Here is a 17,174-nt window from a genome sequence, read left to right as displayed (position 1 = left end):
TTGCCTTACGGCCAGTTTAAAAGTGGTTTGCCTTTCAGCCAGGTCGACGGATCGCCGTCACGGACGGTTTTTTGAAACCGCCAAAACGATTAAATCTTATTCTTCAGGATCTTCGTCTGAATCGCCATCACCGGCACCTTCTTCCTTACCTTTCCCTTTTCCTTTCTTCTTGGTTTTGTCCAAAGGAACGGTGTTGGCGACATCGACTTTTTCCCCGAACTCTGTTACTACCCCTTCAAACTCGGCGGTGCCAATCAGCTTTACAGTACGTCCCAGGGGTTTGGAGTAGTCATTTTTCGCATTGTAATCTGAATCGTGTTTGGTCACTTCCAGAAAATACGAGTAGGGCACATCGATTTCTTTGGCCTTTTCCACGACGACTTTTTCACCTGTAGTGGGGTCAAAGTGTGATTTTTCACCCAGCCGAATCATTACCCGGTCACTGGGCTTTAGCTCTTCAATGGATTTTGACATCAGTTTTGGTTTTGAAATTGGTTGAACATTGATTTAGAAATCGGCAGTAAGCGGTGGCGGCAATTGTAGCCCCCGCAATACCAGAATATCGTCGTTTTGGTCGTAGCCTCATTTTTCCCTGACCAGGTCAGATCGGCCCAGGCTTCTACTTCTTTTTGCGAAAAGGCTTTCCCGATACGCTCGTTGCAAAACTTGCGTGTCGTGGTAATAGCCGTTCCCATGAAAAAGAAGTGCTTTAGTCCAAGGCCCTCAGCTACTGCCATCGTGTAGCCGCGACTGTAGGTATACAGTGCGTCGCTGGCAACCCGGTGTAAGTCTTTGGAAAGGATCGAACCTTCCGTCAGCTTCTCCCTCAAAACCGATCGAACCTCGGCACCGGTCGACTTGGTCAGCACGTGCCAGTCCAGCACATCTCCCAGCTGACGGCCATACACCGAATCGACAACCGAGCCGGTCAGCAGTGAGACGGTTTGAGTCGTCAGATTCTCCAGCAGCATGCGGTACGGTTCGGGTGAAAACGACGCATCGATCTTTTCGAAGTACGTATTGAGACGGGCCGTGCCCTGACCCATGCGGTTCACCAGAACCCGTACCGCATCCCGCATTCCTGATTGATTCACCAGGTCAATGATATTTGCCCGCCACATCGTCACCTCGCGCATGTTGGCGCGCATTTCGGCCGGTGTGGTTGCCTTTCCGTTGAAGCTCAGCCGGTCGATCAGACCATTCAGCGAATCCAGTACCTGACCATTGACGGCCGCCAGTGCCGTCAGAAACTCCGCATCCCAAACGGCCATGTTGTTGTTCAGATCGATGATATCCTCCAGTTCCTCCATCAGGTTTGCGAGTAATTGGTGATATCAACCGGCGGAGCCAACTGAACCGGCCCAACGACGGGTTTCCCATCCGGACCGATCATCGGATTAGCCAGATCCCCGATGAGTTTCTTATTCTCAGCCAGTAGTTTTTCGTACTTCTGTTCAATGGATAAATCCCAGAAACCTTTGTCTGACCGCAAACAGTCGTTTACCAGTCCGTCGAAATTGATAGCAAACCACACCCGTTCGAGCATCGCCTGCATTTGCGGACTGTTCGGCGCAATCAGCGTCCGGGCGGATGCGGCCATAAAAAGCAGCTCTTCCGGCGATTTGCCCGGATAGGGATTGAGAAGCTCGCGGAGTTCGTACTTTTTGAAGTAGTCCGAATCTTCGCCGGTCTGGTAAGCGATGAGTTTCTTTTCCAGCGGAGCGCGGAGGTTCGAATCGAAATCCTTGTCAACCGCTTCTACCAGCTCCTCGCGGGTCAGCTCGGCATTTTCCAGATTGAACCGCACCGGTACCAATACGGCCGGGATTTGGTCAACCGCTTTTTCTTTGTGGCGCAGATAGGCAATGAAAGCAAAACCGATCGCCAGCAAATCGCAGAGGTGAGCGGCCTGGGTGTTGAGTTCCCGGTATAGCTCCTCCCGGTCGAACCGCTTGGAAACCCCCGACTCATCGTACGGCGTTTTCATCAGGAACTGCATGTTGATTTCCTGATAAGCCTCCTCTTTGTAGCGTTTGTATTCCTCCACCAGCTTGACCAGCGGCTCGATCGAGCGCGGGATAAAGCCGCCCGGCGGAATGGGCATGTTGCTTGACTTCTCGGAGTCTCCGAAGCTGGTTTTCGTATCCGGCGTTACCAGAATGTAACCCAAGCCAGACCCCGAAACACCAGACCCTGTACCCTTGCATTTTTCGCAGGTTTTAAAGCCGATCACGGCGGTTCCGTCTTCGCTGCGAACCGTTTTGTTGCCGTCGATACACCGGTTGTTCGGATCGGACGAATCCGCATCCGGGCACCGCTTCGACGCATACCGCCACTCCTCGCTGCTGACGTGGAAATTCAGTTCGACCTGAATGTCGTTCTGGGTCCCTTGTGCCAGTTCGATGAACGGCAGCGCATCGGTAAGAATCGACTCGTACAGCTCCTCACCGGCATCGTTGGATTTCACCAGCTCCTTGCCGATTTTGACGGCAGGCATTTTCGGGCAGTTGTGCAACGGAGGTCTGAAGGTCTGAACGACCACTTCTTTTCCTTCCGGATCCAGAACGATTTCGCTGGCCACTCCCAGAATTTCCCAGTTGATAGCAACCTGACCTTTTTCCGTCGGCTGGTTGGCAATCTGCCGGGCAATGGTGTAGCTGTCGTGATCAAGGAAAAAGAAAATCTTTCCCTTTTTTCCATCCGCCATGATCGTCGTTTCCGGCGATTCCAAAACGGCAAACGTGGCCTTCCGGTGCGCATACACCTTGTCGCAGCCAATCAGAAACGCCTGGGGTTTCACATACTCCGTTTCCGATGCAGGCTGCTGACCGGGCAGAACGACCATCACCGAGTTTGGATCGTTGACGTATCGCGGACGTACCCGCTCGAAAAACCAGTTCTGAAACGAGCCGTCGACCGAGAATTTAGAATCGGTCGCATACGACTGAAGCGACTCGGTGACATTTTCCAGCGACTTCCAGGCCACCTCGAAATCATCCGCCTGCTGGATGTAATCCAGCGTCTTGATGACGCGGGTTTTCAGCCCCTTGAAAGGGTTTTTGTATATTTTCTTCCGATAATCCTTGTATTCTTTCTTTTCTTTTGGACGGTTTATGTCCAAATAATCCGGGTACTTTTTATCGAAAACCTTCTCCAGATGCGCCCGCAGGAGGATACTTTCTGAATAAAAGGCATGCCGCAATTTATCACTGGGAGCCTGATCGGCTCCCAGTGATAAATACGGCGTTATTTGTGCGATCGATAGCATTCCTGAAGGATTATGCCGGGTTTACTTTGATGGAGAATTCACGCTCGCCGAACACACCGGTGGCGTTTTCGACGGCTACTTTGTACTTGTAGGTACCGGCCGTCATGCCGTTGCCTACCGTCACCAGTCCAGTCGCGGAGCTGATGGTTACCGGCTGACCGCCCGGGATTGCCTCACCGGTGGACGTGAAAATGGAGAAAGCCAGAACGCCCGCTTCGACGTCTTCGTTGACGGCGAATGCCAGCGAACCGCCCGCTCCGGCCGTCATGGTGAAGACTTTGCCGCCCAGGGTTGAAACCAGCGTCGTGGCAGTCACGGTGTCAAAGGTGAAGGAGGCTTTCGATACCGCGACCTCTTTTTCAAACTCGCCGAATACCGGAATGATCTGGCCATCGCGGGAATACGTGATGTTAAAGCCACCCGCAATTTCATCTGCAATGTTGCCCGTCACATCGTCACCTACCCCGTCGATCGTCGGCTCGTCGATGTCATAGCGAACCACCTCGACCGATTTGTCGGTGAACATGTAGTAATCGTACTCCGTGGAATTGGCGCGCAGTTCGTTGAAGAACTCTTTGTTCATGTAAAACTGCTTGAACTTGAATTCGCACATCTCTTCCAGCTCGCCGGTTGGCCGGGCCTTCGTGCGGGTACCGTACAACGCGGATTCCGTCATTTCCTTCGGCTTACCCCGCTTGCCGTTGACGACACCGTTGCCAAAGAAATACCCCCGGCCGTTGAGGACCAGGTTCAAAAGGGCAGAAACGATGTTGAGGTGGGTCAGAGTGGTTGCAGAGCCACCGATGGGCGTGTACTGCTCCCCGAATTCAGGCAAGGTGTTTTTTGGTACGAGCGCCAGAGCAATAAAGGCGGCTTTGGGCAGCCGCTTCGTGCCCACCGGAACGCGCAATTTTTGAGCGTCGGCGCTCTGCGTGGTGCTTAAAAAATCTTTGAGTTGTCCCATTGTCGGAAGTACAAGTTCGTTACGTATCAGAATTTGTACGAAATTGTACTTACGGGGGCAAGGGAAAAAGAAGCGGGTGTCAGTAAACTGCTCAATCAGGGCTTAGTTTCCTGATTATCAATTTACTGACACCCGCTTAAAACGCGCTAATACCTAGCCCTTGGTGATCTCCAGTTTGCCCCAGTTTGCCGGATTGGTATCGCCCGGGAACCGCACCCATCCGATGTAATTACCATTCGGAACCGACAGGTAGATCCGGCGCGTTTCTCCAGCTTGATAGATGATGCCGGGTCGCCAGGTCATGTCGAAGGGTTCCAGCCGGAATTCAACCGAGTCGTTGTTGCCGTTTATGAGGTTGAGCGAGTCGTTGCCGTAGTCAATGTGTCGGCTTAGTACGAAGGCGGTCACCGGTTCGCTGGCTACGACAATTGATTCTGACCGGGTAGCGAATTCAGTATCGTCATCGCCCCGCACGTCAATCACTACCGTCGCGTTGGCCGTTACGGTTTTGGAGATTGTCCCTGACCAGGAGCCGCCATCAAAGCGAACAAGCACATTGCCCTTGATTCCCCGTACGTTCCTCACGTACAAGAGAGTCTGGTTGAATTTCTCTATAACCGTCAGATCGAACTGGATACCACCTACTGCTGGCGACTCATACTCTGGATAGACGATCGCTTTGGTTCCTTCCGGGTCGTAAATCGAAGCTGGCAAGTAACCGTAGGTTTCTTCGAATAATTGGGCTGGAAAAGACAACAGGGACCCATCGGGCATCTTGACGTTCAATTCCGTCGGAGTCTTCCAACCACTTACTGTAATTGACGAAGCGGCAACTACAACCGGTATGCCCGCACGATTGCCTTGCTCAAGAACATATGCGACTAAAATATCTCCTTCCGCCAACGGCGAAACGGAAATAGAGCAAGTGCCTGACGCGATTACACCAGACCCTAACATTTCATAGCCCCGAAACAGAACAATAATCGTCCCGTCTGTATCGACACAAGAGACGACAACCGTTTCCGAATCGGCAAATGCACCTTCAGTTATGTTTGCTGTGATCATCAGTACGAGAGGCTATAGGTTTCAGGAAAGGCGCTGCCCGTACGAATCCAGCATTGCCCATCCTTAAAATGTCCTTTATACACCCGGCCATTGAGGGCGATTTTTTGGGTATGATTATCCTTGACAACCACACCTTTTCTGGGAACCAGAACGACGATCCCGTTTTGTTCGTCGATCGAACGAACGGTTATTTTATTAGCTTTCATATTTAATTCGTGATTTGTTTCCAGTCAGCAGATCCATTTCCGACATCGATGGCCTTCCAGAATGTTTTATTCGTTGAATCGTAAAATTCTTCGCCAATCAGTACCGCGTTAAGGCTTGGAGCTGCGGTTCCGTTTTGATACCCTGACAGACTTAAACCTCCCACTTCCCGCCAGTAAGTGGTATCTCGTTCCAATAAAATTACCTGACCCACCTTCATTTTATAATTACGAAGCGACTGTAGCCAAATGTTTCCAGCCGTACCATCGAGGTTATGTCTCAGTGTCGTATTGTCGTCGTTAGCAATGATCATTAATACCTGCCCTACATCACCTCCGGTTAAAGCATTGATGGTCGTAGCCGATGAGTTAGCCGTTTTGTACGCCGATGATCCCGACACAGACTGGGTAGACGTATTTGCTACCAGACTAGGTACCGTCGATCCATCACCAGAATTGCCAATCAGCACCAGCTTTTGCCCGACTACCATTCCAGTTGGTGTATTTCCCGACCGCCGGAAAAACACGCCTGTTTTCAGGCTTCCGGCTGCATCCTTCAGAGTTATTTGTAGGTTAGCGGAACTTGCGCGAATCTGCCAAAACTGATTATCGGCGGTTTGGTCAGTTTCTTCAAACTCCAGCGTTGGCGTTGTATCGGTTATCCGGAAAATATTCAACACCATACGCCACAAGCTGGCAATACCAGCGGCCCCGCCACGAACTATTTCGGAAATGATAGTTGAGACGCCAGCATCAGAAACCGTCCTAAATTGTGCATTACCCCCTGAATGCGTGATGATAAATGATTTTCGGTCAGTGGGAGCATCTGTTTCAAAAAAACCTAAAAATGGCGTTTCCCCTTTGGCTTGAAACCCTTTATCACCGACCCCAAAGTTTTCCGCCAGGCCATCACCGCCTTGTACGTTGATTTGTGGAAACTTCCCATTCGCCATTTGGTAAGATATCGCTACAGTTCCATTCGCTTTATAAAGGATGCGTGGATCAGTTCCCGTATCCGTTTCGCGTATTCGCATGGAAATGCCGTTCCAGCTTATCTGGCTATTGTTCGCATCGCTCTCTAGGAAAATAAAATCGCCCGGTTTTTTAAACAGGGAGCCATCAGGGACACTACAATCATGGCGACCGCCAACAATCGACAAGACAAGTCCGTCCGAATTACCGATGACGACAGTATTGTCCTGCATCTTCGCATTACCGTAATAGGGATTGATCCTATTTTCGCTTTTTATATTATTAATGACAATGAGACTTGATGCAGTCTGCTTTTCAATGCGCACCAATCCACCATTATTCCCATCGCCAGATACTCCGAAAAGGTCAAAGTGTTGTAATAATCCGGTTGATTTGGCAGTAGAGCTAATCAAAATTCCAGGGCCGTTATTCCATAGAAAATTGGTTCGATGCAAGTGTACTGGTAATCCGCCGTCCGGAAATTCGATACCGCCTTGCACCATCCCCCGGATCATAATATCAGAAATCAAAGTGGTATCTTGCGGTTTAACCGGGTTGTTCAATGAATCCCGAAAGGCGATTCCCCATCCCGATGAATTATTAGTCCTTTCCCCTTTGATACTGAATTTTCGGATGCTTCCATACCACCAGTATCGGCCTGCAAATTCGTGCGGAATTACCCTGAAAACATCCAAATTGGTGCCGAAGCTTTGAACGAATGTAGTACACTGCCGAACCGACTGAAGGCCAGTCCCTTGCCCAGAAAAGTCTAACGCTTCCGGAATGAGAACGTTTGAAATAAAGGCAAATCCGGAAGGTGCTTCTACCGAACGAATTGAACCGGCAAGAGCATTCGCATAGGTAAAACAGGCATTGTAAGCCGCACTACTATCCACAACGGGAATGGTGAATGCGGCATCTGCATAATAGCCAAGCGGAGCTTCGTTGGTTCCCTTCATGTAAATAACCGGGTAATGTATAGCGCCAAACCATTCAGGTCTTACTGGACCTTCAAATCTTCGCCGGAATCGGAAACCTGTTGGTCCTGAAAGCAGTACGCCACCGTATCCCGGATCCCCCGGCGAAATGGAGCCCACTTCTTTCACCCAGGTTGATCCATCGAACTGCACTTCATCGTCGGTGATGGCAGAAAAACCGGCATCAATCGTGGTTCTTCGTAACCTCAGGTTCAAACTATCCAGAATAGTCGATGCGACTTCTGGGTCTGTATACAACTTCAGCGCCAGCGCCTTGATGCTTAGCCTGATATCCTCCGGTTTAATTTTTGTAACCAGATTTTCCGGAAACTTCTCATCCACCAATGCAAAAAACTCCTCTAGTGCAGTCATAATTATCAGTTAAAGTCTTGATTAAATCCTTCATCGAAATTGCTTGTGGTTTCATTGAACCATGCGCTCGCCTGAGTTGGCAACTTCGCTTCCAGTTCCAGCCCGATGCGGTCGCCGGGCTTTAGGAAAAGCGGTTGTGTGCGGTTTAGGTGACGTGCCGTTAACTCAAAACGATCTAGTATCATCTCATTCTGATAGACAACCAGGTGTCGGGTTTCATGCTCGGCGCGAACCAACAGTTGATACGTGCCCGGCTCCACCTGCTGACCGGCGGTAATCGGCTGGGTAATATTCTCGCTCCTGAGGTAGAAAACCAGCCCGTCCGCGCCGGAAATCTGCTCAATGAGAGCATAACGCCTTGATAATGAACTTTGCAGGGAGGGGTAAAAATCGTTCATACTCCGTAGCGAACCGGTTTCGACCAGCGTCGCCTGGGCCTGCAAATGCTGGCGCTTCCCCGGTATGATGGTTTCAGAGTATTCCCCTTCAGAGCGGAATTCGATCCCATCGATCCAGACCAGCGGATGTTTCAAAGCCGCCAGCAAAGACCGGTGGAAGGCCGAAGGCTGCACAGTCGTCGTCAACGTCCGCAGGTTCTCCATCCGGGCGGATTGCCGCCGGGTTACCCCATCAAGGGGCGTATACAGGCTCTCCTCCTGCCGCTGTTTGGGCACCGACAGAAAGCAGGGAATCCGCAGCTGCTGCATCAGCCCCGGCTCGCCGTACTGGTAACCGTAGAGCGTCCGGCCCGATCCGTTGAAGTTATCGCCCCACCGCAGGAAAACAGTGTCTTTGGCGTCGGATTTCACCAAAAGGTTATTGCTGACTGAGCATTTCACTGAATTAACCGTATCTACGATCTCAAGCTGGTAATTGCCGCGAATTACACTGGCCGGAATGTGAACCATGCAAACCATATCAAGATGCCGCATCCATACCGAGCCTTCGATCACCTCGACAGCCGCAATATTTTCATCGCCCAGTGCCAACCCCTTTTTGGCGTAGGCAACCAATCCAGCTCCGGTTGGCACCTCGACGGTGAATGGAAATCCACTGTAGCCCAGCTTTTCAGCGATCGTCAGAATCGTATCTTCATCATCAGCCGTCACCAATGTAGTGCCGAGCAGGTACTGATTACCGCGCCGGATAGACGTACCGACAAAAACTGAATAGCGGTCGACGGTTGCGGAGGGAATTACCAGTTTAGCCGAAAGCGTCAGCTCCGGGCTGTTGGTATTGGCGATCGACCGAACGCCCGATAAGCTGGTGGGTACAGGAATGGCACCGGATGGTACCGCCAGCTTTCCAGACGTTGTAGCGAAAAACGCCGTGATGGTTGCCGCCGTATCGCTGGAAGTAGCCACCTTCGTTTTTGTCGACTGACCCGGCGTGGCCACTTGAAAAATATTCCCTTCCTGCACATCATCACCCACCGTCACGGTGTAGAGGTCATTACCCCCGGATGGGTTTGAATACGTCAATGCCAGCGTCGGAATGTTTCGGTTAGCCAGCGTCTGACTGCCGACAGCCGCCGAATACACCGGAACGGTACCAGCGGCAACCAAAATGCGCCCCGATGCCGGAACGCCCAGGGCAGCAAGGATGTCGGCCGGTGTGTGGCTATCGGTTGCCACCACCGAGACGCCCGCGAGGGTAAATACGTTTCCGGCTTCGATGTCCGCCCCAACCCCCACCAGATACGAGTCTTTGGCCGGATTGGTAACCGTTGCGGTTTTGCTTGCCGTCAGCGATGGATTGTTGGTGTTATAGTTGCGGTTTCGGCCAATGCCAATGCTAAGCGGCTGGTTGCCGATTCGGAAACGGGGACCGTGATAAGCTCGGATGAGCAGCTCCGAACCGTACTGATCCACCGACACCGGCGAATACGGATAATTTTCGTAATGCGCCCGAATCGCCGAAATGTACTGTTGCAAATCCGACTGAGTACCGGCAAACGTGCCCATCACCGGCAGAGCGATCGGGTCACCGCCATTCGGGTCAGGGATCGTGCCCATCAGGGCGAATTGTTTGGTTTCGCCCGGTTGTGGCGCGCGGTTGACCCGCAGGCGGATGCGCGAACACACCTCAGCGTCCTGGTACCGGAAGCTACCGACCGCCTGGTGGACAACCGTGGGATTATCGACCGACCGCAGATCAATCCGGATGCGGGAAAGGTCAATAGGTACGTCCGGTTGAGGCACCAGAAACGTCAATACGTCGCCGGGTACGGCGGGCATGGCTGGATGCTCCTCCGATGGCGTCAGCCGGTTTTTCGGGTACGGGTTTCCGTCCTCTGCCAGGGTAAAAAATCGGATAAAATGAACGAATGGTTGCATCAGCACGCGATGGTTAAGGTTGCTACAGTTCCGTTATCAGAATTACTCCACTGGGCGTCCATGAGAAGTCCGCTGCGGGTCTGCTCGCCGTCATTGAATTGTATCCAGTCCTGCAGGGCCGCGTAATCCACCAGGGACATGGGGGTTTCAACGACGGCCGTCAGGTTGCCGATCAGTGGAGGGTATTCATCAAGCACAAGCGGCTCCCGTTCACCGGTACTGATTAAGGACCCTTCATGGGTTTCCAGCACCAGCCGGTTGCAATGCGTCAGCAACGGAGACCAGTTGAGCAGGCAGTGGGCAGGCGAGATGCCGTCGTTGTAAAACGGTGTTGCCCGGGCACGACCGTAGAGATCGACGGTCACGATAAATAAATCCTCATCGTACGGCTCCGATTTGTCGGATCCTGAGGTTTCCGGATCGAACTGCTTTTGCCGGGTTTCTTCAATCAGCGAACCGGCGGCAATCAAATTGCTCCGCAGGTCCAGTGGATTTCGATACGTGGTGATTTCGGTACGGTAAGAACGCGAACCGTTGGTTTCGGCTGCCGATGTAAGCGAATCTCCTTTCCAGGTGGCATAACCAGCAATCACCTCGCTGGCCATAAAAGTTGTGTTCACAGTATAGCCGACTTTGAGGATGCTCGTAAGAACGGTTGTTCCGCCCGCCTTGGTTAAAACTTCTTTCGTCTCAACCCGAAGCGTCGTATCGTCCAGCGTGAGTGCCAGATTGTAAATGCTGTTCAGGCTATCGAACAAATCGGAAAACGAGGTTTGCAGCGGCTTTTTCACCCCGCGGAGGTTGGCGCCGTTGGTGATAAAGGCTCCCCGGCCAATGCCAATCCGGAAAAAGTAGGAAGAAAATGCAAACGCCGGTTGACAACGCAGTTGCAGGGATTTCAACAGATCGTTGGCGTACAGACCATAACAATCGGTTGTCGGTACGGCGATCGGTTGAGTCAGGGCAATGGCGGTGGCTGAATTGTACGTGGCCGCCATGGTGATCACCGACGAACCGGCTTCCACCCAGCCCAGTACCAGGCTTTGCCCGGGCAAAACGCTAACAACCGCATCGATCAGGGCTGTAACGTCCAGCACCGTCCCGCTGAGGGCATAGGTGGCCAGTGGTGTAGTGGAAACGACCGCCGTGCCGTTCATGATCCGGTAGCCCAGCGAGGCCGACATACTCAGCGAGCAGGAAACCGACACTCCGACGACGCCGGACAGTTTCAACACCACTTTCTTATCGGTGGTATTGCGGTACACCGGCTGAAGAGCCAGCGGCTGGGTAACTGAATACAGCTCACCGGGCACCGCCTGGTTCTTCTCGTCCACCCGGCGAATCGGCAAAGCATGCAGAAACGAACCCGACGAAACCCGGCTGACGACTGCTACACTATTGAGCGTATACGTCGCATCGGAACTCAGCGGCTGACCGGCCATGCTGATGCTCTGCGTTGGTTCGATGCTGAACACCGTCGCCAGCGATGTTTCCAGTTCGGTGACCGACTTCTCATCGCGAAACGAACAGGTCACCTCACCCGGCTTAAAACCGAATGTGGCGTAATCGACGTACGCATCGTACAGCAATTGCCCTTTGTCATCAACAATCTGAAACGAGGTTTCGGCTCCCAGTTTGTCGCGATCGAACGCATCCCGCAGCGTCCGCACGGCATACGGATCGGAAAACGTCACGTTACCCATGCCGGGAACGAAACCCAATTTCCGGTAGAGCCAGCCCCAGTAGCGCGGGTGTCTGGATTTTTTTAGGGTTAACCCGTCGAGCCCTACCGGAGCCTCGACGGGTACACTATTGAGCAGGATCTTCATTCGGAAACGGGGATATGGTAATGATTTTTCGCCGACTTGAGCTTTTCCTGCGACTCGGACAGCAGCAGGGCGTGACGCTTTAGCACACCTCTTCGTGAGTTCTCCTGCAATCCTTCCAGCAGGCCCATGGCAATCAGGTGCTGAATCAACCGCTCGTATTCCGCGATCGGCAACACAATCACCGGCTCATCGACGAAGTAGCGCTTTCGCACTTTGGGAAGTCTGTTTCTCATTACCGTTTCAGTAAATTTTGGTGGTAGTTGGTTTTGGACTGGGCACCCTGTTCATGCATCGCAAACCCGTTGCGATCGATATTGACGTTGAGGAGTTTCTGATTTTCAATCGCCTGCCGTACGCTCCGTAGATCATCCCGAAGGCCCGACACATCGACCGACCGGCCGCCGTCGCTACCGGTCAGCAGGCCAGCCGGTAACCCGATTTGCAGCCCGGCGATATCCGACCAGCGGGACGGATCAAGTAGCTGAGGGAACTGACCGGCGAGCCTCTCGAAGAACTTCACCCGCGAAACCAGGTCCTCGTTGGCAATGCCACCCAGTGCCTGATTCTGGTCTACGGTCAATACCCGCTCGCCCCGGGTGAGCATCGCGGGAACGGTATCGATACCGTTTGAGAAATTTCCTTCCCGGTCAACGTATTCGGTACCGGTAACCAAACCGACCCGCTTGATTTCCTCTTCCTTCTCGGCGATAGTTCGCACAACGGCGTTTATCCAGTTCTTGATCGTGGTTTCATCACCGAGCAACTGCGTCAATTCGGCTTTTAAAGCCGTCGCGTCCTGACCGGATGACTCTGCCGTATTGACCTGGTTTTGCTTCTCGGCAACTTTCGCCTGATGCGCTACCAACTTTTGATCCCAGTCGGATTTTGTGGCCTTGAGCTGTTGGACCTCTTCATACAGCCTTTCCTGAGTCTCCAGTTTGTTGACATACTCCTGACGGCCGCCGGTACCGTTGATTTCATTGATGGCGTTTTCGATATCAGCGATCGCCGAATCAATTTTGCCCTTGTTCATAAACCAGCGCTTCCCCCGCAGCATCGCCTGTTCTGCCCGAAGTTCGGCGATCACCATCTGCTTTTTGATGTCCATGATCTGGTACTCGGCTTCGATCACCTGACGGGCATACGATGCGTTTTCGGCCTTCATGGCAGCGGAAACCTCTTTCTCTTTTGCCGCTACCTGGTCTTTCAACTTCTGGATTTCAGCCGTGGTACTGGCTTCAAGTGCCGTAACCTTGTCAGCTTCCTGCGCTTTGGCCTCCTGAGTGGCCAGGCTGATTTCTTTCGTTTTGTCGCCGATCGCCGTTTGGTACTCCGCATGTTTGGCCGCGATGAGGGCTTCAAACGCGTTTATGATCTGGGTACGCTCCTCTGCCGAGGTGGCCCGGTCAAGTTCCCGTTGCATAGCCGCCTGTAGTGCAGCAACCTCGCGGGCTTCGCCAGCGGCCAGCAGTTGATTGCGGTAGGTATCATCTTCCTGCAACCGGAGCTGTTTATCGGAATAAAACTGATTGGTAGCCGCTTTCTGGGCTTCAAGCTGTTTATTCAGCTCGTCGGTTTCGGCTTGCTTAGCGGCCTTGAAGGCTTCGAGTTCCTGATTAAGCGATTCGATTTTGGCATCGCGAAGCTCTTTCGCTTTGGCGATGCCTTGCTCAACTCGGTTAATCTCGATTTGCATTCCTCTTGCTGCATAATCAGCCTGGGCCTGAACGATACCCTCCATAAGCTTCTTGGCATTATTGCCTGCATCAGCCTGAGCCTGCGCTAATTGTTGTTGGTAGGCGAGTTGCGCATCCAGTCGGTCGTGGCCTTCAGCGTACTCCATTTCTTTGGCGTAGTATTCGTTGATTAGCTTCTCTTTTTCGGCATAGCTTCCTTGAAAATCGGTCAATTGAGCATCCAGAGACTCCCGATTCATCTGGCTAACTGAAGAGTATAAATCAGCCATTACTTCACGGGTTTTTGCGTAACCGTCAGCGATGGCTTGATACGTCTCCTGCATCATCTTTTCGTACGCCTGCCCTATTGCCATCCAAACCTGCATGACAATGCCCGCAATGTCCATAAATGCACCGAACGCCTTGGCTTTTGTTTCGTCAACTATTCCCTGGGACACAGCCAGGTCTTTTGTGGTTTTTGCTATATCCTGCTCCGTTTTTTCGGTTTGCTCTTTCGATCGGGTCGCGTGCTCACTCCGTAGTATTTCGAGCGAAGCCAATGTTTGCTTAAGGTCATTCACCCTGGTTTCGGCCTCTTCCCTGCTTTTCCCCGACAACAAATCCATGTTGTTCATTACCGACAGTATCCCGTTTGCGAATTGGGAAACAACAGGGTTTACATTACCCAGCAGCGATACAATGCCCTGAATGGCCTCCTGTCTATATCGACGGCCTTTTTCGATATTTTCCTTTTCGATCTCAGCGGTTTCTTTCTGGAGTGCCTGAATCTTTTTCTCGGTTTCAGACATTACCTGAATCGTGGACTGACCCGCTTCTTTGGTCTGATTCAGTAAAGCAGTTTGGTACTGCTTATCATCTTCAAGGTATTTTATGTAGGCTTTGTGGTAGGCCTCGCTCTTTAATCCCTGATTCGCAAAAATCACATCCAACTCGGACAAGGAAGCATCACGCTGAGCCTTAAGTCGTTCTACGGCCTGCGCTTTGACATCATCAGTTATTTTCTTCCCGAATTCGGCGATTACCGCCCGGCGCTCTTCTTCGGTATTAGCGGTTTGCAACTTGACAAGAATCCGCTCCGCTTCCAGTCGTTGAGCAGTAAGGACTTCAATCTGATTTTGAAGCTCCTTTTCTTTTTCAATTAACCCTTCGTTCTTTTTGGCTTCGAACTCTATTTCGAGAGCGGCTTTTCGGGGAGCATACTCAGCTATCACAACCTCAACTGCCTTTTGCTTGGCAATTAGATTTAGCTTTGATTTCTGGATATTTTCAATGTCCAGCTTCTCTTCAAGGTCGAGTAGCCTCTTCTTATCTTCGAGGGTAAGTTCTCCCTCTTTCTCCTTTAGTTTACGAATATCAATTTCGGTTTGCGAAACCCGTATTTTTTTATTTTTATCATCATCCTCACTTGCTACCCGCTCTTTTTCACGGTAGGTACCATTCGCCTTTGCGATCTCGATCTTTTCGGCTGCATTAAGACGGATAATCTCTTTCGAATTACCGTCAGCTTGTTGTCGCAATACCTCGTAATGTGCGTTGATTGCCCCTGTTTCCGCAATTCGCTCCTTATCTTTCTGAGACTTGATTTTTTCGCCCGACTTACCGAGTTCAAGTTGAACTTTCTGCTGACCATTAATGATTTCGTTGATTGTTTCCAGCGATATCTGTCGGTTGAGTCCGAAAACCTTGTCCATCAAGTCCCGGCTTTCATTTCGGAATGCCTCAGAACCTTGAATCATGCCCTTTTGCCACATTTCGATGAGATTTTTTAGGCTCCCCCCGATCATGTTCTGAACATCCTGCGGCAATTTGGCAATCAAGGCCGCTTCTTTCTCAAATAGCTCACGCTGTTTGGCGGTCAGCGATTCGACTTTGTAGGCATCGCGTGCGAGGTCGATCCGTTCCTGATAGCTGATATTGACCTGATCCAGAATCTTTTTAAGCTGGCTGTTGCTGGTCTTCTCCGAATCCAGGCCCCGGAAATATTCGGGATATTTGGCAATCAACATTTCAAGGGCCTCTTTCCGAAGTGATGTTCCTTCAGCGGCTGACATAGCCCGCTGAGCCAGACCCATCAATTCGGATTGCTCCTTTTTAACCTGATACTCCATCTCGCCCATCGTAGCGGTTACATCCTGCGTAGCCGCATCAAGTGCCAGAATACCGGTTATAACCGTACCGATGATTGAAACAATCAAACCGAGCGGATTAGCGGAAAGTGCAGCCCACAATCCACGTGTCGCCGTGGTAGCGGCAAGTTGCGCTGCGGTCAGGGTGTTTTGTTGGGTCGTTACTCGTTGGACAACCAGCAAATAAGCCCCATAGACCACCTGAGCTGTTGCCTTGACAACATTTAAAGCAGTGGACGCGGTATTCTGGGCGATCGTGGCCAAACGCCATGTCGTAAATGCGGAAATGATAGCGGATATGCTTGTTACCGTTCTCTTAATCGCATTATCCGAACCAATCAAAGCCGTTATCAGGTCCCCTGTGGTTTTAATACCAGCCTTTAACTCATCCTCAAAAAAGTCGCCGATTCGAGCTTTGGCAATAAAAAAAGTATCTGACAAATTGGAAACCTGGCCGCCCAGAGTCTTGCTCTGCAACCCCATCATGTTATAGAACCGACCTCCAACCTCCGACGTTTCCATCACTGCCTTTTGCACATCGGATGCCATGATTTTATGAGCCTGAGCGAGTTTGATTACTTCGTCCTTCGGCTTTTTCATCGAATCGGCCAAAAGGTCATATAAAGGAATGCCAGCCTCCACGAATTGACGGGTTTCGGTTCCCATGAGTTTACCCATGTTCATTACCTGACCATATGCCAGCGTAAGTTGAGGCAATTTTTCCTTTCCGACAGCCGCAGCCATGTTCCCAAGGGCTTCGACGGTAGGTATAAGGTCTTTGGTGGAAATATTGTAGGCCTTTAATTTGACGACATTCTCCGCAACCTCATCCAGCGTAAACGGCGTCTTTTTGGCCAGAGCAACGATGTCATTAAATAGGGCTGTGGATTCCTTTTTCGAACCGAGCATGACATCCAGCGCGATTTTTAAAGAATCAATCTTTGTTTTGGCGTCGATGACTTCCATGCCAAAACTTTTAATCTCGTTGAGGGTGAAGGCGGTGCCAACCAGTGTTGCGAAGTTCCGAACTTGCTTACCCAGATCATCGTAGGATTTCCCGGCATTTTTAACGTCGGTATCGTGTTGCTGCACAGTCGCGCGCTGGGACTTCAGCGCATCGGTAACACCGCCGATCGCCTTGATTTGCGATTCGGACTGAGCGCGCATCTCGCCGGTCTGGATAGCGATTTGCTGCGCAACCAGGCGCGACAATTTGAGCAGTTCGTTGAACTGATCATTGACCACCGGCAGTTCAGAGCTGGCCTGAATGCGGAGTCTGATATTCTCTTCACGTACGGACATTACGAGTTACGGTAAGTAGTGGTTTGAATGTCCGATTCTGGGTTACTCTTCAAGTGTAGGTTG

The 17,174-nt window shown here is 51.5% G+C and carries 11 protein-coding genes; all 11 read right to left on the bottom strand.

All coding sequences use genetic code 11. From position 1 onward, the window contains the following. Positions 1–96 precede the first annotated feature (96 nt). The 11 genes from FH871_RS24165 to FH871_RS24115 all read right to left on the bottom strand — a co-directional run bounded on the left by FH871_RS24165 (position 97) and on the right by FH871_RS24115 (position 17,111). Complete coding sequence (locus FH871_RS24165) at positions 97–474, bottom strand: hypothetical protein (protein ID WP_138994005.1); 378 nt, start codon at positions 472–474, stop codon at positions 97–99. Then, positions 474–1,310 carry a hypothetical protein gene (locus tag FH871_RS24160; protein ID WP_138994004.1) on the bottom strand — a complete coding sequence of 279 codons (837 nt, stop codon included), beginning with the start codon at positions 1,308–1,310 and terminating at the stop codon, positions 474–476. The genes FH871_RS24165 and FH871_RS24160 overlap by 1 nt, the downstream gene beginning before the upstream one ends. After that, positions 1,310–3,268: a hypothetical protein gene (locus FH871_RS24155; protein WP_138994003.1), complete on the bottom strand. Its 1,959-nt coding sequence runs from the start codon at positions 3,266–3,268 to the stop codon at positions 1,310–1,312. The genes FH871_RS24160 and FH871_RS24155 overlap by 1 nt, the downstream gene beginning before the upstream one ends. A gap of 10 nt (positions 3,269–3,278) precedes the next feature. After that, the gene (locus tag FH871_RS24150; RefSeq protein WP_138994002.1) at positions 3,279–4,232 is read right to left on the bottom strand and encodes a hypothetical protein; all 954 of its coding nucleotides are present in this window, start codon (positions 4,230–4,232) and stop codon (positions 3,279–3,281) included. A gap of 153 nt (positions 4,233–4,385) precedes the next feature. Next, positions 4,386–5,297 (bottom strand): hypothetical protein, encoded by a 912-nt coding sequence (locus tag FH871_RS24145; protein ID WP_138994001.1) that lies wholly within the window; start codon positions 5,295–5,297, stop codon positions 4,386–4,388. Continuing rightward, on the bottom strand, positions 5,297–5,503 hold the full coding sequence (locus tag FH871_RS24140; RefSeq protein ID WP_138994000.1) for a hypothetical protein: 207 nt from the start codon (positions 5,501–5,503) through the stop codon (positions 5,297–5,299). The genes FH871_RS24145 and FH871_RS24140 overlap by 1 nt, the downstream gene beginning before the upstream one ends. A 2-nt stretch (positions 5,504–5,505) precedes the next feature. After that, positions 5,506–7,821 carry a hypothetical protein gene (locus FH871_RS24135; RefSeq protein WP_138993999.1) on the bottom strand — a complete coding sequence of 772 codons (2,316 nt, stop codon included), beginning with the start codon at positions 7,819–7,821 and terminating at the stop codon, positions 5,506–5,508. A gap of 5 nt (positions 7,822–7,826) precedes the next feature. Then, on the bottom strand, positions 7,827–10,157 hold the full coding sequence (locus FH871_RS24130) for a hypothetical protein (RefSeq protein ID WP_138993998.1): 2,331 nt from the start codon (positions 10,155–10,157) through the stop codon (positions 7,827–7,829). Continuing rightward, a complete protein-coding gene (locus tag FH871_RS24125; protein WP_138993997.1) occupies positions 10,157–11,986 on the bottom strand; it encodes a hypothetical protein in 1,830 nt (609 codons plus the stop codon). Before FH871_RS24125 ends, FH871_RS24130 begins: the two co-directional genes overlap by 1 nt. Continuing rightward, complete coding sequence (locus tag FH871_RS24120) at positions 11,983–12,219, bottom strand: hypothetical protein (protein WP_138993996.1); 237 nt, start codon at positions 12,217–12,219, stop codon at positions 11,983–11,985. Before FH871_RS24120 ends, FH871_RS24125 begins: the two co-directional genes overlap by 4 nt. Next, on the bottom strand, positions 12,219–17,111 hold the full coding sequence (locus FH871_RS24115; protein WP_138993995.1) for a tape measure protein: 4,893 nt from the start codon (positions 17,109–17,111) through the stop codon (positions 12,219–12,221). Before FH871_RS24115 ends, FH871_RS24120 begins: the two co-directional genes overlap by 1 nt. Positions 17,112–17,174 lie beyond the last annotated feature (63 nt).

This window comes from Larkinella sp. C7 (assembly GCF_006149005.1).
GTDB lineage: Bacteria > Bacteroidota > Bacteroidia > Cytophagales > Spirosomataceae > Larkinella.
The sequence above is the reverse complement of the archived record's forward strand: the minus strand, read 5'-3'. Positions and strand labels throughout refer to the sequence as shown.